This window comes from Streptomyces sp. NPDC111656, from assembly GCF_055656965.1.
Genome location: NZ_JBVKCA010000008.1, coordinates 117,853 through 136,720 on the forward strand (window position 1 = coordinate 117,853; position 18,868 = coordinate 136,720).

Consider the following 18,868-nt stretch of genomic DNA (forward strand, 5'->3'; position numbering starts at 1 on the left):
TCGGGCACCAGCACGTGAGACAACCTGAGACAGACCAGACGGGGCAGATGCACAGTGGCAGCGAGGACCGACCACGACGAGCGCGCCGAGGCCGAGGCCGACGCCGAGGCGGCCGCTCCGAGGCGTCGTGGAGTGAGCCGGATCGCGATGGCGGTCAGCATCCTGGGTGAACTCCTCATCACCGCGGGCCTGGTGCTCGCCCTGTTCGTCGTCTACTCGCTGTGGTGGACGAACGTCGTCGCGGACCGCAAGGCCGACAAGCAGGGCGACAAGGTCCGCGACAACTGGGCCCAGGACAAGAGCGGCCCGGGTGCGCTGGACACCAAGGACGGCATCGGCTTTTTGCACGTTCCGTCCATGAAGAACGGCGAGGTGCTGGTCGAGAAGGGCACCTCCACGAAGGTCCTCAACGACGGTGTCGCCGGCTACTACATCGACCCCGTCAAGGCGACGCTGCCGATGACGGACAAGACGGGTAACTTCACGCTCGCCGCCCACCGCGACGGCCACGGCGCCAAGTTCCACAACATCGACAAGATAAAGAAGGGCGACCCGATCGTCTTCGAGACCAAGGACGACTGGTACGTCTACAAGGTCTTCTCGATCCTCCCGGAGACCTCGAAGTACAACGTCAAGGTCCTCCAGACGCTCCCGAAGCAGTCGGGCAAGACGAAGCCGGGCCACTACATCACCCTGACGACCTGCACGCCGGTCTACACGTCGGAGTACCGCTACATCGTGTGGGGCGAGCTGGAGCGCGTGCAGAAGGTGGACAGCGCGCGCACGCCGCCGAAGGAACTGGGCTGAGGCGGGCCGGTCAAACGACTCGACCGACCGCGAACGCACTGTGCCCCGCCCGGGAGGATTCCCGGGCGGGGCACAGTGCGTTCGACCGCTGTTCCCACCGCTGCGTCAGCCTCCGGTGAGACCGCCGAAGCCGTTGCCGCCGTTGTTGTTGCCACCGTTGTTGCCGAAGCTCTGGGTGGTGAGGGTGATCGTCGTGGCGTTCGGGTCTGCCTGCGTTCCCGCCGCAGGGTCCTGGTTGATGACGATCGCGTTGTCGCTCGAATCGCTGCCGTCGGCGAACTGGATGTTGTTGAAGCCGTTCTGCTGCAGGATCTGCTTGGCCTGCTGGACGGTCTTGCCGAAGACGCTCGGGACCTGCTTCTGCTGGGCCTGCGCCTTGCCGATCTGGATGTTCACGCTGGAGTTCTTGTCGGCCGAGCTGCCGATCGCCGGAACGGTCGAGACGACCTTGCCGGCCTGGTTCGGGTCGGCCACGTCGATCTCGGTGCAGTTGCCGACCAGGTTGTTGGCCGTCATCGCGGCCTTGGCCTCGTCACACGACTTGCCGGTGACGTCCGGGACCGTGGCCTTCTCGGCGGCCTTGGCGATGGTGAGGGTGATCGTCGATCCCTTCTCCACCTCCTTGCCGAGCGGCAGGGACTGCTCCAGGACGGTGTCCGGGGTCTCCGTGGATTCCTGGGCCTTCGTCTTGACCTCGAACTGGTAGCCGTCGCCCTCGAGGATCGTCTTGGCGTCGTCCAGGCTCTTGCCCAGGACGCTGGGCACCGCGACCTTGGGTGCTCCCGTGGACACCACCAGGCTGATGGTGTCGCCCTTGGTGGCCTTCACGCCCGCCTTGGGGTCCTGGTCGCAGACGTTGCCCGTCTTCTCGTTCTCGCAGGGTTTCTTGGTGATCGAAACCTTCAGCTCGGCGTTGGTGGCCAGCTGGGTGGCTTCCTTCTGCGACTGGCTGACGAGGTTGGGCACGGTGACGCTGTTGTTGCTCACCCCGCCGCCCCCGAACATCCACTTCCCGATCAGGATCGCGCCGACCAGGACCAGCACACCCGCCACGACCAGCAAGATCGTCGAGGTGTTCGACTTCTTCTGCTGGCGGCGGCGGGCCGGGCGGTCGTCGTAGTTGTTGTAGCCGTAGCCGCCCTCGTCCGGGTTCATCGGGGGCAGCATGGACGTGGCCTGGGCGTCCGAGGAGCGCAGCGCCGTGGTGGCCTGGTCGTCCGGGTAGCCGCCGTAGCCCACGGAGCCCATGGCGGCCGTGGCGGCGACGGGCTGGCCGTCGAGGCAGGCCTCGATGTCCTGGCGCATCTCGTCGGCGGACTGATAGCGGTAGTCCGGGTCCTTGACCAGTGCCTTCAGGACGATCGCGTCCATCTCGGGCGTGATCTCGGGGTCGAAGACCGACGGCGGCTGCGGCTCCTCGCGTACGTGCTGGTACGCGACCGCGACCGGGGAGTCGCCCACGAACGGCGGACGCACGGTCAACAGCTCGTAGAGGAGGCAGCCGGTCGAGTAGAGGTCCGAGCGCGCGTCGACCTGCTCGCCCTTCGCCTGCTCCGGGGAGAGGTACTGGGCGGTGCCGATGACCGCGGCGGTCTGCGTCATCGTCATGCCGGAGTCACCCATGGCGCGGGCGATACCGAAGTCCATGACCTTGACCTGGCCGTTGCGCGTCAGCATGACGTTGGCCGGCTTGATGTCGCGGTGGACGATTCCGGCGCGGTGCGAGTACTCGAGGGCCTGGAGGATGCCGATGGTCATCTCCATGGACCGCTCGGGGAGCAGTCTGCGGCCCGAGTGCAGCAGCTCGCGCAGCGTGGACCCGTCGACGTACTCCATCACGATGTACGGGATGGAGATGCCCTCGATGTAGTCCTCACCCGTGTCGTACACGGCGACGATCGCGGGATGGTTGAGCGAGGCGGCCGACTGGGCCTCCCGGCGGAACCGGGCCTGGAACGACGGATCGCGTGCGAGGTCGGCTCGCAGCGTCTTCACCGCCACGGTGCGGCCGAGCCGGGTGTCATGGGCGAGATGTACCTCCGCCATGCCACCACGACCGAGCACCTGGCCCAGCTCGTACCGGCCGCCGAGGCGACGCGGCTCTTCCATAGCTACCTACCAGCCCTCTCCGTCTGTCCCGACCGCACGCTTGTGTGGTCCGGCGGTGTGCCGTCCGGGCATACCGTACCCGGCTCGGCTTCTGTGACCTGGCCAAGCCCGTCACCCGATACAGGACCGGTATCACAACGTGCACCGATGTGAAGGGGACGTGACAGGGGTCACTTCTTGCTGTCGATGACTGCCTTCATCACGCTCCTCGCGATGGGGGCGGCGAGACCGCCACCGGAGATGTCGTCCCGGTTGGCGCTCTCGTCCTCGACCACCACGGCGACGGCGACCGGAGAGCTGCCGTCGGCGAGCTTCGCGTACGAGATGAACCAGGCGTACGGATTCTCGCTGTTGTCCACACCGTGCTGGGCGGTACCGGTCTTGCCGCCCACCGTGACACCGTTCTCGTTGATCTGGGCGTTGGTGCCGGTGCCTTCCTTGACGACCGTCTCCATCATCGACTGCAGGATCTGGGCGTTGTCCTTCGAGAGCGGCTCGCTCATCTTCTGCGGCTCGGTCTGCGAGATGACGTCCAGGCTCGGGGCCTGCAGCTTGTCGACCATGTACGGCTTCATCAGGGTGCCGTCATTGGCGACGGCGGAGGCCACCATGGCCATCTGCAGCGGGGTCGCGGCGGTCTCGAACTGGCCGATGGAGCTGAGCGCGGTCTGCGGCTTGTCCATCGACTTGGGGAAGACGGAGGCGTTCGAGCGGACCGGCGTGAACTGCTCGGCGTTGAAGCCGAACTTCTCGGCCTCCGACAGCATCTTGTCCTTGCCGAGGTCTGCGCCGATCTTGCCGAAGACGGTGTTGCAGGAGTAGCGGAGCGCGATGCGCATGCTCGCGTCCTTGCAGGGGATGCTGCCTTCGTTCTTCAGCTCGGTCTTGGTGTCCGGCAGGGTGTACGGCAGCGGCGAGTTCGTCTTCTGGTCCGCGGACGTGTACAGCCCGTTCTGCAGCGCCGCGGCCGCGGTGACCACCTTGAAGGTGGAGCCGGGCGGGTAGGTCTCGCGCAGCGCCCGGTTGAGCGTCGGGTCGTCGGGGTTGTTCTTCTTCTGCAGCTTCGTCCACGCCTTGCTGTCGACGCTCGACGAGTTCCCGGCGAAGGTCGACGGGTCGTACGACGGGGTGGAGGCGAGGGCGAGGATCGCGCCGGTCTCCGGGTCGATCGCGGCGACGGCGCCCTTGCCCTGCTTCAGCAGGCCCTGGTACGCGGCCTTCTGCGCGGCGGCGTTGAGGGTGGTGACGACGTTGCCGCCCTGCTTCTTCTTGCCCGTGATCATGTCGAGGGTGTTGCGGAAGAAGAGCCGGTCGTCGTTGCCGGTGAGGATGCCGTCTTCGATGCTCTCCAGCTGGGTGGCGCCGAAGGCCTGGGAGGCGTACCCGGTGACGGGGGCCCACATCGCGCCGTCCTTGTAGGTGCGCTTGTACTCGAAGTCGTTGATGCCGCTCTTCGCCGACTTGGTGGCTCCGGTGATCGGGTTGCCGTCGACGATGATGTCGCCGCGCGGGGTGGCGTACCGCTCGATGGCGACGCGGCGGTTGAGCGTGTCGGTCCGCAGGCTGTCGGCCTGGACGTACTGGATGTAGTTGTCGCGGAGGAGCAGGGCGAGGACGAGGAGTCCGCAGAAGATCGCGATCCGGCGCAGGGGCTTGTTCACGGGCGGACCACCTGGGTCATCTCGGCGTCGGGGCTGGGTGCGGGTGCGGGGGCCGGGCGGCGGGCGGTGTCGCTGATTCTGATGAGGATGCCCATCAGCGCCCAGTTGGCGATGACGGAGGAGCCTCCGTAGGCCACGAACGGCATCGTCATACCGGTGAGGGGGATCAGGCCCATGACGCCGCCCGCGACGACGAAGACCTGGAGCGCGAAGCCGCCGGAGAGACCGACGGCGAGGAGCTTGCCGAACGGGTCGCGGGCCGCGAGCGCCGTACGGATGCCGCGCTCCGCGATCAGGCCGTAGATGACCAGGATCGCCATGATCCCCGCCAGGCCCAGTTCCTCGCCGAAGCTGGCGAGGATGAAGTCGGAGTTGGCGGCGAACCGGATGAGTTCGGAGTGGCCCTGTCCCCATCCGGTGCCGAGCGTGCCGCCGGAGCCGAAGGCCCACAGGGCCTGCATGGCCTGCTCGGAGTGGAGGATGCCGTCGTGGGTTCCGGCCTGGCTGAGCTTGTACTCGTGCAGCGGGTTGAGCCAGGCCTGGACACGCGTCTGGATGTGCGGTTCGAAGCTCGCCACGCCCACGGCGCCGGCCGCCGACATCAGCAGACCGAAGACGATCCAGCTGGTCCGCTCCGTGGCGACGTACAGCATGATCACGAACATGCCGAAGAACAGCAGCGAGGTACCGAGGTCGGTCTCGAAGACCAGGATCAGGATGGAGACGAACCAGACGACCAGGATCGGGCCGAGGTCGCGGCCGCGCGGCAGGTAGAGGCCCATGAAACGGCGGCTGGCGAGGGCCAGCGCGTCGCGCTTCACCATGAGGTAGCCGGCGAAGAAGACCGCGAGGATGATCTTCGCGAACTCACCGGGCTGGAGGGTGCCGAGGCCGGGGATCGAGATCCAGATCTTGGCGCCGTAGATGTTGGCGCCGAGACCGGGGACCAGCGGCAGCAGGAGCAGGATCAGCGCGCCGAACATGGAGATGTAGGTGTAGCGCTGCAGGACGCGGTGGTCCTTCAAGAAGATCAGCACGGCGACGAACAGACCGACGCCCAGCGCGGTGTACATCAGCTGGCGGGGCGCCGCCTGGGTGAAGTTGGGCAGCGACTGGAGCAGCTTGGACTGGTCGAGGCGCCAGATCATCACCAGGCCGAGGCCGTTGAGCAGCGTCGCCAGCGGCAGCAGCAGCGGGTCGGCGTAGGGCGCGAACTTGCGGACGCCGAGATGCGCGACGCCCGCGATCAGGCCGAGGCCGAGGCCGTAGCTCAGCAGGCCGGCCGGCACCTTCTCATCGATGGCCAGGCCCACGTTGGCGTACGCGAAGACCGGGATGAGAACGGCGAACACCAGCAGCGCCAACTCGGTGTTGCGGCGGCTCGGTGTGCCGATCGAACCGATGGTCGATGTGTGGTGCGTCGGCGTGTTCGTACTACTGCTCATGGTGTGACAGGGCCCCTCACGGCTTCTTACTGCTTACCGCACAGCGAGACCAGCTTCTGCTCCTCGTCGGAGAGGCTGGGGCCGGGTGTGGGAGTGGGTGCGGCGGAGGTGGACGGTTTCGAAGACGGTGCCGAGCTCGATGGGTTCGGCGTCGCGGACGGGCTGGACGTGGCCTTGGACGTCAGAGAGGTGGTTGTGGTTCCCGTGGTTCCACCTGCCTGGCCCGTGCCGGTCTTCGCGCTGTTCTTGCTGTCGACGGCGCGGCGCTCGGCGTCCTTCTTGCACGCGGAGGCCTGTGTGGCGAGCTCGCTGATCTTCTTCTGGGCGTTCTGGAGGCCGCCCTCCGCGATCGTCGCCTTGACCTGCTTCTGCTGGTACGGCGGCAGGTACTTGAGTTCGATCTCGGGGTGATCCTTCTCCACCTTCGAGAGCGAGACCCAGGCCAGGTCCTGGCTGATCCCGCGGTACAGCGCGACGTGCTGGTCCTGGGTGCCGACGTAGTACTGCGTCTGCGTCCACCGGTAGCCGCCGTACAGACCGCCGCCGATGACGGCGAGGGCGAGCGTGGTGTAGAGGGTTCTCTTCAGCCACTTGCGTCCGGCGCTCGGCTTGACGAAGTCCTCGTCGGAGTAGTCGCCGTAGCCGCCCGTGGAGACGTATCCGGTGGTGTCGCCGCTGCCGGGCGGGCCGAACTCGCCGCCACCGCCCTGTCCGGGCACCGGACGGCCGAGGCTGGAGGCGCGGCCCGCGGGGGTCTGCATGGCGCCGTTGTCGTGCAGCTGGTGCTGGTGCTGGTTCTCGGCGACCGCGCCGACCACGACCGGGGTGTCGGAGAGCTGGGCGGCGAGGGTGTCGCCGGAGTCGATGTCGAGGACGTCGGCGATGATGACGGTGATGTTGTCGGGACCGCCGCCGCGCAGCGCGAGCTCGATGAGGTTCTGGACGGTCTCCTGCGGGCCCTGGTAGCTGGCGAGCGTGTCCTCCATCGTCTGATGGGAGACGACGCCGGACAGGCCGTCGGAGCAGATCAAGTAGCGGTCGCCGGCGCGGACTTCGCGGATGGAGAGGTCCGGCTCGACGTGGTCGCCGCTGCCCAGCGCGCGCATCAGGAGGGAGCGCTGCGGGTGGGTGGTGGCTTCCTCTTCGGTGATGCGGCCCTCGTCGACGAGGCGCTGCACCCACGTGTGGTCCTGGGTGATCTGCGTGAGGACGCCGTCACGCAGGAGGTACGCGCGCGAGTCGCCGACGTGCACGAGGCCGAGGCGCTGACCGGTCCACAGGAGTGCGGTGAGGGTGGTCCCCATGCCCTCCAGCTGGGGGTCCTCCTCGACCATCATCCGCAGCTGGTCGTTGGCACGCTGCACGGCGGTGCCCAGCGAGGTGAGGATGTCGGAGCCCGGGACGTCGTCGTCGAGCGCGACGATGGTGGAGATCACCTCGGAGGAGGCGACCTCACCGGCGGCCTGGCCGCCCATACCGTCGGCGATCGCGAGCAGGCGGGGACCGGCGTAACCGGAGTCCTCGTTGCCCTCGCGGATCATGCCTTTGTGCGATCCGGCGGCGAAGCGCAGTGACAGACTCATGCGCACCTCGCCCGTCGGCTCCGGGTACATCCGCACGGTGCCCACCCTCCGGTCGGGAGCGCGCCGGGGTCCGTCGTGTGGACCGCTGCTGCGTGCTCGCTCCGCTCGCGCTCATTCATGACGTAGCACTACTTCCGCAGCTCGATGACGGTCTTGCCGATGCGGATCGGCGCGCCCAGCGGAACGGGCGTGGGAGTCGTCAGTCGGCTCCGGTCGAGATACGTGCCATTGGTGGAGCCGAGGTCCTCGACGATCCACTGGCCGTCCCGGTCCGGGTAGATCCTGGCATGGCGGCTGGACGCGTAGTCGTCGTCCAGCACGATGGTGCTGTCGTGCGCGCGGCCCAGGGTGATGGTCTGCCCCTGCAGCGCGACGGTCGTGCCCGTGAGAGTGCCCTCGGAGACGACCAGCTTGGTGGGGGCGCCGCGGCGCTGCCGGCCACCGCCGCCGCTCGGCGGCGCCGCCTGCTGCTGGCGCTGCGGAGGTGGTGTGGTTTGGCGCGCGGCCTGCTGCGGCCTGGAGGCGTCCCTGCGCGAGCCGCGCTGTGTGACGCGCGTTCCGAACAGGTCGCTACGGATGACCTGCACGGCCACGATCACGAACAGCCACAGTACGGCCAGGAAACCCAGCCGCATGACCGTGAGGGTCAGCTCTGACATTGCCCCCGCTTCACCCTTCGGCTTGCCGGTAAATGATGGTGGTGCTGCCCACGACGATCCGCGAGCCGTCGCGGAGCGTAGCGCGGGTGGTGTGCTGCCCGTCCACCACGATGCCGTTGGTGGACCCGAGATCCTGGATCGTCGAGGGCGTTCCGGTCCGGATCTCACAGTGCCGGCGGGATACGCCGGGGTCGTCGATCCGCACGTCGGCTTCGGTGCTGCGGCCCATCACCAACGTCGGGCGGGAGATCTGATGGCGGGTGCCGTTGATCTCGATCCAGTGCCGCATGCGGCCGCCGGCCGCCGGGCCCGGAGCCGCGCCGGGCCGTGAGCCCATCGGCGAGGGGCCGGGGCGCACGCCGGGCGGCGGCGCGGACGGCATCGGGGGAGCGCCCGTGGGACCCGCGCCCGGGGCGGCCGCCGGATAGCCGTAGCCACCGGGACGGCCGGGGGGCGGGCCCGCCGGGGCGCGCTCGGGGGCCTGCTGGTCGGTGGAGGAGGCGAGCGTACGGCTGCGCACCCGGTAGAGACCGGTGTCGAGGTCGTCCGCCTTCTCCAGGTGGACCTTGATGGGGCCCATGAAGGTGTAGCGCTGCTGCTTGGCGTAGTCGCGCACCATCCCGGCGAGCTCGTCGCCGAGCTGGCCGGAGTAGGGGCTGAGGCGCTCGAAGTCCGGCGTGCTCAGCTCCACGATGAAGTCGTTGGGTACGACGGTCCGGTCGCGGTTCCAGATCGTGGCGTTGTTGTCGCACTCGCGCTGCAGTGCTCCGGCGATCTCCACGGGCTGGACCTCGGACTTGAACACCTTGGCGAAGGTGCCGTTGACCAGACCTTCGAGACGCTGCTCGAACTTCTTCAGGACTCCCATGGGGCACCTCCTCCTTCGTGACCGTCCTGGTTCTGCCTGCTGTCCATGTCGTACTGCGTACGGCCCGCCGTGTCGTACGGCCTGCCGTAGTCGTCCTGGTCCTGCTGGTACTGCTTACTGATCGTATCCACGCGTCGGGAAATCGGCTGGTTCCCCCTGTCGGCCCTGTCGACGGGTGTCGACGCCTTCCGAAGTCCCTTCCCGGAGTTCCCTCCGGGGCTCCTCTTCGAACACTTCCCGGCACTACTCCTGCCAAGGATCGTAGAGGCGACCCGAGACCAGTGTCCCGCACCTGACTGTGCACCCTGTCCTGCTCCTGGGGAGATGGCCTGGACCGGTACGAGGTTGATACGTGAACCGGTTAGGCCTGAGACGTGCGGTGCCGGCGGGGCCCGTGGCCGTGGAAAGGGATGTGATTCCACCCCGGACAGCGTGCTAATCTTCTGCATGTCGACAGGCGCTCGCACCACTCGGTGAGAGACCGAAGACACACCCAATGCGCGGGTGGCGGAATAGGCAGACGCGCTGGATTCAGGTTCCAGTGCCCGCAAGGGCGTGGGGGTTCAACTCCCCCCTCGCGCACCAGCGAAAAGGGCTCATCGTCAAGACGATGGGCCCTTTTCCATGTCTCCGGTACGGGTCCGGGGGCGAGCTGGGGTGGGGTTGGCCGGGGTGCCGGTCGGAGTGTGTTCTGTCTCTCAGTTTTCCTCGGGCGGGGCTCAGGGGTGTCTGCGCAGGGGCAGATGGATCTCCAGCACGGTGCCGGTGGGGGTGCCCGGGGTGATGCCGGTCCGGCCGCCGAGGTCCTCGACGCGGTCGGTGAGGGAGCGCAGGGCCCGCGCGGAATCGGCGGAGCCGGCGGAACCCGCCGCGGGGCCGTGGCCGTCGTCGGTCACCTTCGCGTACAGCCAGCGCCTGGTGATGCGTACGACGGTGTCCACGCGGCGCGCGCCCGAGCGGGCCAAGCGGTCGCGCAGGGCCTCGCGCAGAGCGAGGAAGGTCTCCTCCCGGTGCCGCTCGGAGAGGGTCCACTCGTCACCGATGACCTCGACGGAGGCCTGGATACGGCGGCCGTCGCGGGGACGGGGGCCCGCGAGGAACGCTTCCAGGGCCTCGCGCAGGGGCGGCAGGTCGGCACGCCCGCGCACGCCGTCGATGAGCGCCTGGTTCTCCCTGGCCGCCGCGGCCAGTGCCCTTTGGGCGGTGGCGAGGTGGGCGGCGACGGCGCCGGGAGAGTCAGGCGTGGGTGAGCCGGTCCTGACGGGGGCGCAGGTCGCGGCGGCGTCGAGGCTGAGTCGGGCGAGGGACAGGGCGCCGCCCAGTTCGTCGTGCAGCTGCCGGGCCAGCCGGCGGCGCTCGCCGCGGCCGTCGTCGCCGGACCACATGCCCTCCCCTGCCTCCCGGACGACCTCGCCGAGGCGCCGGACGACCGCGACCGCGCGCGGCAGCGCGCTCTCGTGGTGCGCGATGCCGTTCTCCAGGACATGCAGGAGGGCGCACTCGAGGAGCAGGGCGACCGCGGCGGCCACCTGGTGCGGGGAGGCGGCGGGCGGGGCGATGGGGGTGGGGGTGGTGTCCGCGGCGCGGGCCAGGGCGGTGCGGGCGAACTCCGTCAGCGTGGTGCGCAGGGTGGGCACTTCCGCCTCGGCGGGGGCGAGTGCGATGGGGAGGCGGGCGGTGAAGCGGTCCAGGACGGCGCCGGTCTCCCAGGACCCCAGGGTGGTGGTGGACGACATGAGGGGGGAGTGGCCCGGGCGGGACGACATCCGGGCCGCCGCGCGGATCAGGCCCTCGTGCAGGGCTTCGCCGAATCCACTGCCGACCAGGGGGATGGCCGCGGTGACAGGGGAGACCGGGCTGGTCGGTGAGGTCGGCGCTGTCGTGGAGGTGGGCGCGGTGGGGGCGGTCGTGCTGCTCATCGGACTCCTCGACGCTCGGGTGACGCTTGGGTGCCGGGGCAACGTGGCCATCGCCAACGTAACAAACAGACTTGTCTGATTGTCAAGAGCGGGCGGGCGTTCCGGATGGGGTGTGGTCACGGGATCGCCCTGCCGTCAAGAGTCCGTCCATGGGCAAGAGCTGCATGATTTATGGGGATTGAATGGAGGTCCGGGTTCACGGGGCTGTCGACTAAAACAGGCATGGTTGTATGATTCCGGTTGTTGCTGGCGCCTTCGGGGCACCCGCGCGCTCCTTCATGCCAAGAGCAGGAATAGGCAGGTGCAGCCTGATGCAGACCCGGTCCGAACAGACCCGTCAGGCTCTCGTCCGTGCCGCGGCGGAACTGATAGCGAACGGCCGGCTCTCCGATGCGGGACTGGTCAACATCTGCCGCCGGGCCGGGGTGAGCCGGGGGGCTCTCTATCACCACTTCTCCTCCACCGCGGAGTTGACGGCCGCGGTGTACGAGCAGGCGCACGAGCGGGTCGTCGCGCTGATGGACGAGGCCTTCGAGGGGCCCGTGGAGGATGCCCCGGAGCGCCTCCTGGTCGCCCTGTGCGAGGCGTTGCGTACGGAGGAACTGGTCCGGGCCGGCATACAGCTGGCGGTGGACGGCTCGGCGGGGCCGCCTCGGTTGCGTGACGACGTACTGGCGTTGGTGCGCAGGCGGGTGGTCGACGCGCACCGGGACGTCGTGCCGGCGCCGGAGGATCTGGCCGACCTGGCGGTGGTGGTGGCCGCGGGGCTGGAGTCGCTCGGGCACACGGACGCGGAGTGGTGGGACCCCAAGACGTCCAAGCGGTTGTGGGTGTTGCTGCGCCCGTTGTTCTCGTTGGCCGGGGAGGGGCTGGCGGGAGAGGAACGACGGGTGGGGAGCGGGTCCGAGGCGGGCTGAGTTCGGCAGCGGGGGTGAGGGCGGCCCTCTGCGTTCTCCTCAAGGTCCCACGTCCTGGTCGGAGTTGGCCTGAGGGCCGGTGCGCGGAACTCAACAGGGCTTGGGTACGCGGCCCAGGACCCGGGGGACACCGGCCCCGCCCGGCAAGCGGGAGGGGGCTGGAGCCCGGGAGGGGGCTTGAGCCCGCGTGTGGGTGGAGCCCTCGGTGTCCAGAGGTCGGTTGCGGGGCGGTGCCTGTGAACGGGACGGCATGCGAAGGGGACCCGCGGTGGGGGGGGGGGCTTGGCCCAGGTGAGGTGTCGGGCTCGGGTCCGTCACGGGTGAGGCGGCCCCGCCCGGGAGTTCGCGTTCGGGGCGCCGTGTGTTGTTCGGCAGGCGGTGCGGGGCGCGGTGCAGGGTGTGGGCAGAGCGCGGGGCTCGGTTGTGGACTTGGGTGTGGGGGTGTCGGGCGGGGGTCAGGCCGTCTCGCGGGCCGGCGGCGGGATGGTGCGGAGGCGGCCGAGCATGCCGGGCGTGGCCAGGCCGGGCAGCATGAAGCGCCAGAACGCTCCGATGCGTTCCGGCAGGTCCTCGCGGTTGCTGTAGACCTGGGACATCAACTGCAGGCCGGTGAAGGCGCCGACGATGGTCGACGTCGCTTCCTGGATGTCCACGCCCGGCAGGATCTCGCCCTGCTCCTCGGCCTGCCGCAGCAGAGCGAGTATGGCGGCGCCGGACTGCTCGTACGCCGTCTGCGGCGGCCGCGAGAACGACGTCTGCTCGACGGCGAGCCGCACGCTGGCCCGTAGCACCGGATCGCGCTGGAGACGCTGGGCGAACTCCAGGGTGAGGTCGATGACGGCCTGGAGCTTCACCGCCTGGTCCGGCACCACCAGCGCCTCGCTGTGCGCGGTCACGAGGGCCACGGCGATCGCTTCCTTGGAGGGGAAGTGGTGGTAAAGCGCGCCTCGAGTGAGGCCCGTCCGGGCCAGGATGTCGTTGGTGCTCGCCGCGTCGTAGCCGCGCTCGTCGAACACGCGGGCCGCGGACTCCAGGATCGAGTGCCTCGACCTCGTCCCGCGCTCTTGTGTGGCCATACCAGGTCCTTGCTCTCGCCCACTGGAATTTTACCGACTGGTCTGTATTGTATCGGCAAGGCGGCACGCCGCCAGCACGCGGGAGTATTTGCTTCCGGTTTGGCTCGATTTTCGGTCGGTCCTCGGCCGTTCATCGAGTGCTTCTCAAGTGGACCTCGAGTGGTCTTCGAGCGGCCCTCAAGCGGCCTTTGCGTGGTCTTCATACGGCCTGCGGGTGCCGCTCACGGGTGGCCGAGCCGAAAACCGACACCGCGTACGGTGATGATCCAACTGCTCGAACCGAGCTTGCCGCGCAGGCTGCTGACGTGGGTGTCGATGGTGCGCCCGCGGTGGGACCAGGTGTCGTCCCAGACCTGCGCCATGAGCTGGCGTCGCGGCATGACGGTGCCGGGCTGCGAGGCCAGTAAGTGCAGCAGGTCGAACTCCTTGCGGGTCAGGTCCACCGGCTTCCCGTGCAGCGTGGCCACCCGGGTGCCGACGTCGATGCGCAGCGGCCCGTGGGTGATGACCTGGGCGGCGGCGGGCTGTTGACGCACCCGGCGCATCACCGCCTCCATCCGGGCCAGCAACTCGCGGAAGCCGTACGGCTTGACCAGGTAGTCGTCCGAGCCGGCCTGCAGTCCGAGCACCCTGTCGAGCTCGGAGCCGCGCGCGGTGACGGCGATGACCGGGGTGTCGCAGACCGCGCGGATGCCCCGGCACACCTCGAGCCCGTCCAGGTCGGGCAGGTCCAGGTCGAGCAGGAGGAGATCGGCATCGCGGTGCGCCTGGAGCGCCTTGGTGCCGGTGGCCACGCTCTGCGCGGCGTACCCCTGCCGCAGCAGGCCCTGGACGAGGGAGTCGGCGGCCCTGACATCGTTTTCTACGACCAGGACGCGCAGTGCGCCGGCCGGGGGGCCGGGGTGGTCGGCGGCCGTCTGTGGGGCAACGGCCCGCCCGGGCTGGGGAATCGTGGGGCGGTGCGGAAGATTGCGCTGCGATCGGGCGTCGAGTAGATCCACGGCTTGCCGATTCATCTGCTCCTCCTGAGGCACAGTCTCGTCATCACGGAACGGACTGCTGAACTCTCACAATGAGGACGATAGCAAACAGACTTGTCTGATTGTCAACGCGTTCGAAATCCCCCGCGCGTCGGTCCGTACCTTTTCCAATCCACCCTTGTTGAACTGCGTGTATGTGGAGAGATCCCTTGCTTCAAGGTCATGTTTCCGGCAGGTTGCGGTCGGGGTGGACCTCCTTGTCCTGCGTGTGTCCTTGGCGCTAACCATGCAGGTCTGCACGGTTTGAAAGATCGGGCGTCGCCAGTGGCGCAATCGTGCTGTACCGGCCCGTAGTGACGGCTCATCGCTCGAAGGATGCTAAAGCTTTACTTGAAAAACCGAACAGACATGTCTGTATCTTGTGTGAGCGAGAGAACGTCGGCCACGGGGGGTGGCTGCCGGCGGTACGGATTGCTGCCCCCTGCTCGGAAACAGACAGGAGTGCCGTACATGTCGTACACCACCTCCACCCGTGTGTCCGTCGAAGACGACGTCGCGACGGTGGGCACCAGCGCCTCACGAACCGTCTCACGACCCGCTGCCCGAACCGCTGTTCAACCCGCCGTTCAGACCTCTGCCCAGGTCTCTGTCCAGACCTCTGCCCAAGCCTCCGTCCAGACCGCCGCGCGAACTCTGACGCCGCGGCTGACCACGACGGTTCCGCGTGAGTACGTCCATCGCGCCGCCGTCTCGGAGGTGTTGCTGACCGGCTGGGAGGCCGCCGCCGAACCAGCCGGACCCGACCCGGACGAATTCGCGGTCAGCGCCCAATGGCCGCGCAGCCACTCCTTCTTCACCCAGTCCGGCGGCTACCAGGACCCGATGCTCCTGATCGAGTCCGTCCGCCAGATCGGTTCCCTGCTCGCGCACGCGGAGTTCGGCGTCCCCTTCGGGCACCAGTTCCTGATGTGGGACATGTTCTTCAGCACCTCCCCCGAACTCCTCGTCGCGGACGCCGTCCCCACGGAGGTCGAACTGCGCACGGTCTGCCGCGACATCGTCCGCAGGGGCCGGGTGCTCGGTGGTATGCGCTACGACGTCACCGTGCTGCGCGACGGAAGGGCGCTGGCCACCGCCGGCGCCGCGTTCAGCTGCACCAGTCCCGCCGTCCACCGCAGGCTGCGCGCCGGCCGGCCCACCACCACCGACCGCGTCGTGCCGCCCGCGATCGACCCGGCCGCGGTGGGCCACTCCGACGACCGGCACGTGCTGCTCGCCGAGCCCGGATCGGCCTCCGGCGGTGGCGACCGCTGGGAACTGCGCGTCGACACCGCCCATCCCACCTTCTTCGACCACCCCGTCGATCACATACCAGGCATGGTCCTGCTGGAAGCCGCCCGGCAGGCCGGCCTCGTGTCGACCGGGATGCCGGACGCCCTCCTGCTGGGTCTCAAGAGCAACTTCGCGCGCTACGCCGAGTTCGACGCGCCCTGCTGGATCGAGCCGCAGGCCGAACCGCACGGTACGGAGGGCGGCGTACTGGTGCGGGTGCGCGGTACGCAGCACGCTGAGACCGTCTTCACCGCCGAGCTCGTCCTGAGCCCGCGCGGCCGCTGAGCCCGCGCATCCTCCGTACGCCTGGGAGACCGTCCCCATCCCGAGGAGACAGACCCGTGCCCACCATCCTGATCACCGGCGCCGCCGGCTTCGTCGGCGGACACGTCACCCGTGAAGCGGCCCGGTACCGGGCCGACTTGAGGCTCATGTCCCATCGCAGTCCCCTGCTCGGCTCCGGTCCCCCGACCCAGGAGGGTCCTGCGGGCCATGACGGTGCTCGCGTCGTTCGGGCCGATCTGACCGACCCCGCGTCCTTGCGCGGGGTGTGCGACGGCGTCGACGTCCTGATCCACTGTGCCTCGCGGATCGGCGGCGGCGTCGAGGCCAACGAGGCCGTCAACGCCCGTGGCACGGCGGCGCTCGTCGAGGAAGCGCGCCGCGCGGGGGTTGCGCGCATCGTCCAGCTGAGCACCGCGTCCGTCTACGGCCGTGGCACCTTCCGCGGCGACCGGCCCGAAGAACTGCGCCGCAACCCGGGCTCGCCCACGTCCCGCACCCGGGCCGCGGCCGAGGACACCGTTCTCGCGGCCGGCGGTGTCGTCCTGCGCCCGCACCTGGTGTACGGGGAGGGCGACCGGTGGGTGGTGCCCGGCCTGACCCGGATGCTGCGCGTGCTGCCCGGCACGGTGGAGGGCTGGCCCGCCCGGAGCTCCGTGATCGCCGTACCCGAACTGGCCGCGCTGCTGGTGGCCACCGCGCTCGCCCCCGCCGCCGACCTGACCGCCTCCGTCTACCACGCCACCCACCCGGAGCCGCTCCCCGTGGACACCCTTCTGCGCGCGGTCGCCGAGTGCACCGGGGCCGAGTGGCCCGACCGGGAACTGACCGTCGACCGAGCCCGGGCGGTCCTGGCCGAGAACGGCGTACCTCCGTCCGGACTCGACATGTTCACCACCGACCACGTCTTCGACAGCACCCCGCTCTGGTCCGACCTGCGTCGCGCACCCGGCGCCGGTTTCGACACCGATTTCCCCCTCGCGGCGCCCTGGTACCGCAAGGCCCTGCGGGACGGTTGACCGGGGACGAGCCCGGGAGCTCGACCGGCCACGTCGTCGACCTGCCAAGTGGTCGACCGGCCCGTGAAACCTCGCGGGACGCTGTGAAGCGCCTCCCGAACCCCTCCCGACCCTTCCCGAACGCCGCTCCGGAACGCCGTCCCGGAACGCCGTCCCGGAACCCTCCCGAACGCCGTGCCGGAACGCCTTCGAACTCCCCCCGGTCGTCCCTCGAAATTCTCTGCGGAATGGCGCATTCCTTTTCTTTCCGGACCCGGCGGATCCGTCCGCCGGGTCCGGCTATTTGACGGAGGTCTGACCTTCCCCTTTCCTCTTCCGGTAAGTGCTGCCCCGGGTCTGCGGATTCTGACCCAGTTCTGCAACGGACCGTATTGAAGGGGAAGTGCGCACTCGAACAGTCTTGTGGCTCCGAGCGGAGTCTGGGAGGTTCATCGTGCGCAAGGTGCTCATCGCCAACCGTGGCGAAATCGCTGTCCGCGTGGCCCGGGCGTGCCGGGATGCCGGGATCGCGAGCGTTGCTGTGTATGCGGAACCAGACAGGGACGCTTTGCATGTCCGGGCGGCGGACGAGGCGTTCGCTTTGGGCGGTGACACCCCCGCCACCAGCTACCTGGACATCGCCAAGGTCCTCCAGGCCGCCAAGGACTCCGGCGCGGACGCCATCCACCCGGGCTACGGCTTCCTGTCGGAGAACGCCGAGTTCGCCCAGGCGGTCCTGGACGCCGGCCTGACCTGGATCGGCCCGCCCCCGCAGGCCATCCGCGACCTCGGCGACAAGGTCGCCGCCCGCCACATCGCCCAGCGCGCCGGCGCCCCCCTCGTCGCGGGCACCCCCGACCCGGTGAACGGCGCCGACGAGGTCGTCGCCTTCGCCAAGGAGCACGGGCTCCCGATCGCGATCAAGGCCGCCTTCGGCGGCGGCGGACGCGGCCTGAAGGTCGCCCGCACCCTCGAAGAGGTCCCCGAGCTCTACGACTCCGCCGTGCGCGAGGCGGTCGCCGCGTTCGGCCGCGGCGAGTGCTTCGTCGAGCGCTACCTCGACAAGCCCCGCCACGTCGAGACCCAGTGCCTGGCCGACACCCACGGCAACGTCGTCGTCGTCTCCACCCGTGACTGCTCCCTCCAGCGCCGCCACCAGAAACTGGTGGAAGAGGCCCCCGCGCCGTTCCTGTCGGACGCCCAGGTGGCGGAGCTGTACTCCTCCTCCAAGGCGATCCTCAAGGAAGCCGGCTACGTCGGCGCCGGCACCGTGGAGTTCCTCGTCGGCATGGACGGCACGATCTCCTTCCTCGAGGTCAACACCCGCCTCCAGGTCGAACACCCCGTCACCGAGGAAGTCGCCGGCATCGACCTCGTCCGCGAGATGTTCCGCATCGCCGACGGCGAGGAACTCGGCTACGGCGACCCCGCCCTGCGCGGCCACTCCTTCGAGTTCCGCATCAACGGCGAGGACCCCGGCCGAGGTTTCCTCCCGGCCCCCGGCACGGTCTCCACCTTCGCGCCGCCCTCCGGCCCCGGCGTCCGCCTGGACGCGGGTGTGCAGTGCGGCAGCGTGATCGGTCCGGCCTGGGACTCCCTGCTCGCCAAGCTGATCGTCACCGGCGCCACCCGCGAGCAGGCGCTCCAGCGCGCCGCCCGCGCCCTCGAGGAGTTCGAGATCGGCGGGATGGCCACCGCGCTGCCCTTCCACCGCGCGGTCGTCAAGGACCCGGCCTTCGCCCCCGAACTGACCGGCTCCGCCGACCCGTTCACGGTCCACACCCGCTGGATCGAGACCGAGTTCGTCAATGACATCCCGGCCTTCGCCCACCCCGCCGAGGTGGCGGAGGCGGAGGGCGAGCCGGGCCGCGAGTCCGTCGTCGTCGAGGTCGGCGGCAAGCGCCTCGAGGTCTCGCTGCCGTCCTCGCTGGGCATGTCCCTGGCCCGCACCGGCCTCGCCGCCGGCGCCAAGCCCAAGCGCCGCGCGGCCAAGAAGTCCGGCCCGGTCGCCTCCGGTGACACGCTCGCCTCGCCCATGCAGGGCACGATCGTCAAGGTCGCGGTCGAGGAGGGCCAGGAGGTCAAGGAGGGCGACCTCGTCGTCGTCCTGGAGGCCATGAAGATGGAACAGCCCCTCAACGCCCACCGCTCGGGGATCGTCAAGAGCCTCACCGCCGAAGTGGGCGCGTCCGTCGCCTCGGGCGCCGCCATGTGCGAAATCACCAGCTGAAT

Annotated in this window: 15 protein-coding genes and 1 tRNA gene; 6 read left to right on the forward strand and 10 right to left on the reverse strand. The window is 69.2% G+C overall.

The features are described from left to right. The first annotated feature begins 54 nt into the window (after positions 1 to 54). Entirely contained in the window at positions 55 to 807 is a 753-nt protein-coding gene (locus ACZ7M3_RS24240; RefSeq protein ID WP_472065658.1) for a class E sortase, read from the forward strand. 105 nt (positions 808 to 912) lie between these two features. Here the strand turns inward: ACZ7M3_RS24240 and pknB are convergent, their stop codons facing one another. The 7 genes from pknB to ACZ7M3_RS24275 all read right to left on the reverse strand — a co-directional run bounded on the left by pknB (position 913) and on the right by ACZ7M3_RS24275 (position 9,263). After that, a complete protein-coding gene (gene pknB / locus ACZ7M3_RS24245) occupies positions 913 to 2,916 on the reverse strand; it encodes a Stk1 family PASTA domain-containing Ser/Thr kinase (protein ID WP_472065659.1) in 2,004 nt (667 codons plus the stop codon). A gap of 170 nt (positions 2,917 to 3,086) precedes the next feature. Continuing rightward, positions 3,087 to 4,577, reverse strand: a complete 1,491-nt coding sequence (locus ACZ7M3_RS24250; RefSeq protein WP_472065660.1) for a penicillin-binding transpeptidase domain-containing protein — start codon at positions 4,575 to 4,577, stop codon at positions 3,087 to 3,089. Beyond that, the gene (locus tag ACZ7M3_RS24255; RefSeq protein WP_472065661.1) at positions 4,574 to 6,022 is read right to left on the reverse strand and encodes an FtsW/RodA/SpoVE family cell cycle protein; all 1,449 of its coding nucleotides are present in this window, start codon (positions 6,020 to 6,022) and stop codon (positions 4,574 to 4,576) included. The genes ACZ7M3_RS24250 and ACZ7M3_RS24255 overlap by 4 nt, the downstream gene beginning before the upstream one ends. 26 nt (positions 6,023 to 6,048) lie before the next feature. Next, complete coding sequence (locus ACZ7M3_RS24260) at positions 6,049 to 7,635, reverse strand: Stp1/IreP family PP2C-type Ser/Thr phosphatase (RefSeq protein WP_472065912.1); 1,587 nt, start codon at positions 7,633 to 7,635, stop codon at positions 6,049 to 6,051. A 98-nt stretch (positions 7,636 to 7,733) separates the two neighbouring features. After that, positions 7,734 to 8,264, reverse strand: coding sequence for an FHA domain-containing protein FhaB/FipA (locus tag ACZ7M3_RS24265; protein WP_095853669.1), 531 nt, complete (start codon positions 8,262 to 8,264; stop codon positions 7,734 to 7,736). Between the two features lie 10 nt (positions 8,265 to 8,274). Continuing rightward, positions 8,275 to 9,132: an FhaA domain-containing protein gene (locus ACZ7M3_RS24270; protein WP_452966782.1), complete on the reverse strand. Its 858-nt coding sequence runs from the start codon at positions 9,130 to 9,132 to the stop codon at positions 8,275 to 8,277. Continuing rightward, on the reverse strand, positions 9,120 to 9,263 hold the full coding sequence (locus ACZ7M3_RS24275) for a hypothetical protein (protein WP_177324350.1): 144 nt from the start codon (positions 9,261 to 9,263) through the stop codon (positions 9,120 to 9,122). The genes ACZ7M3_RS24270 and ACZ7M3_RS24275 overlap by 13 nt, the downstream gene beginning before the upstream one ends. A 367-nt stretch (positions 9,264 to 9,630) precedes the next feature. Here ACZ7M3_RS24275 and ACZ7M3_RS24280 point away from each other — a divergent pair. After that, positions 9,631 to 9,717 (forward strand) — tRNA-Leu (locus ACZ7M3_RS24280). 134 nt (positions 9,718 to 9,851) lie between these two features. Here ACZ7M3_RS24280 and ACZ7M3_RS24285 read toward each other — a convergent pair. Further along, positions 9,852 to 11,051: a sensor histidine kinase gene (locus ACZ7M3_RS24285; protein WP_472065662.1), complete on the reverse strand. Its 1,200-nt coding sequence runs from the start codon at positions 11,049 to 11,051 to the stop codon at positions 9,852 to 9,854. A 311-nt stretch (positions 11,052 to 11,362) separates the two neighbouring features. On the opposite strand from ACZ7M3_RS24285, the gene ACZ7M3_RS24290 reads away from it, so the two are divergent. Continuing rightward, the gene (locus ACZ7M3_RS24290; protein ID WP_121415596.1) at positions 11,363 to 11,968 is read left to right on the forward strand and encodes a TetR/AcrR family transcriptional regulator; all 606 of its coding nucleotides are present in this window, start codon (positions 11,363 to 11,365) and stop codon (positions 11,966 to 11,968) included. Between the two features lie 455 nt (positions 11,969 to 12,423). On the opposite strand, the gene ACZ7M3_RS24295 is transcribed toward ACZ7M3_RS24290, so the two are convergent. Both ACZ7M3_RS24295 and ACZ7M3_RS24300 read right to left on the reverse strand, forming a co-directional pair. Next, positions 12,424 to 13,044, reverse strand: coding sequence for a ScbR family autoregulator-binding transcription factor (locus ACZ7M3_RS24295; protein WP_054236402.1), 621 nt, complete (start codon positions 13,042 to 13,044; stop codon positions 12,424 to 12,426). Positions 13,045 to 13,265: 221 nt separating this feature from the next. Further along, complete coding sequence (locus ACZ7M3_RS24300) at positions 13,266 to 14,060, reverse strand: response regulator transcription factor (RefSeq protein ID WP_095853665.1); 795 nt, start codon at positions 14,058 to 14,060, stop codon at positions 13,266 to 13,268. Between the two features lie 474 nt (positions 14,061 to 14,534). Here ACZ7M3_RS24300 and ACZ7M3_RS24305 point away from each other — a divergent pair, with 474 nt between their 5' ends. The 3 genes from ACZ7M3_RS24305 to ACZ7M3_RS24315 all read left to right on the forward strand — a co-directional run bounded on the left by ACZ7M3_RS24305 (position 14,535) and on the right by ACZ7M3_RS24315 (position 18,866). Beyond that, complete coding sequence (locus ACZ7M3_RS24305; protein WP_472065663.1) at positions 14,535 to 15,641, forward strand: ScbA/BarX family gamma-butyrolactone biosynthesis protein; 1,107 nt, start codon at positions 14,535 to 14,537, stop codon at positions 15,639 to 15,641. A 56-nt stretch (positions 15,642 to 15,697) separates the two neighbouring features. Continuing rightward, on the forward strand, positions 15,698 to 16,657 hold the full coding sequence (locus ACZ7M3_RS24310) for an NAD-dependent epimerase/dehydratase family protein (protein ID WP_351317297.1): 960 nt from the start codon (positions 15,698 to 15,700) through the stop codon (positions 16,655 to 16,657). A gap of 433 nt (positions 16,658 to 17,090) precedes the next feature. Beyond that, positions 17,091 to 18,866 carry an acetyl/propionyl/methylcrotonyl-CoA carboxylase subunit alpha gene (locus ACZ7M3_RS24315; protein ID WP_472065664.1) on the forward strand — a complete coding sequence of 592 codons (1,776 nt, stop codon included), beginning with the start codon at positions 17,091 to 17,093 and terminating at the stop codon, positions 18,864 to 18,866. Positions 18,867 to 18,868 lie beyond the last annotated feature (2 nt).

Excerpts from the sequence above, each read along its gene's own strand:
- ACZ7M3_RS24265 (WP_095853669.1), bottom strand. The coding sequence starts at position 8,264 with ATGTCAGAGCTGACCCTCACGGTCATGCGGCTGGGTTTCCTGGCCGTA.
- ACZ7M3_RS24295 (WP_054236402.1), bottom strand. The coding sequence starts at position 13,044 with ATGGCCACACAAGAGCGCGGGACGAGGTCGAGGCACTCGATCCTGGAG.
- pknB (WP_472065659.1), bottom strand. The coding sequence starts at position 2,916 with ATGGAAGAGCCGCGTCGCCTCGGCGGCCGGTACGAGCTGGGCCAGGTG.
- ACZ7M3_RS24285 (WP_472065662.1), bottom strand. The coding sequence starts at position 11,051 with ATGAGCAGCACGACCGCCCCCACCGCGCCCACCTCCACGACAGCGCCG.
- ACZ7M3_RS24260 (WP_472065912.1), bottom strand. The coding sequence starts at position 7,635 with ATGTACCCGGAGCCGACGGGCGAGGTGCGCATGAGTCTGTCACTGCGC.
- ACZ7M3_RS24255 (WP_472065661.1), bottom strand. The coding sequence starts at position 6,022 with ATGAGCAGTAGTACGAACACGCCGACGCACCACACATCGACCATCGGT.
- ACZ7M3_RS24300 (WP_095853665.1), bottom strand. The coding sequence starts at position 14,060 with ATGAATCGGCAAGCCGTGGATCTACTCGACGCCCGATCGCAGCGCAAT.
- ACZ7M3_RS24305 (WP_472065663.1), top strand. The coding sequence starts at position 14,535 with ATGTCGTACACCACCTCCACCCGTGTGTCCGTCGAAGACGACGTCGCG.
- ACZ7M3_RS24290 (WP_121415596.1), top strand. The coding sequence starts at position 11,363 with ATGCAGACCCGGTCCGAACAGACCCGTCAGGCTCTCGTCCGTGCCGCG.
- ACZ7M3_RS24270 (WP_452966782.1), bottom strand. The coding sequence starts at position 9,132 with ATGGGAGTCCTGAAGAAGTTCGAGCAGCGTCTCGAAGGTCTGGTCAAC.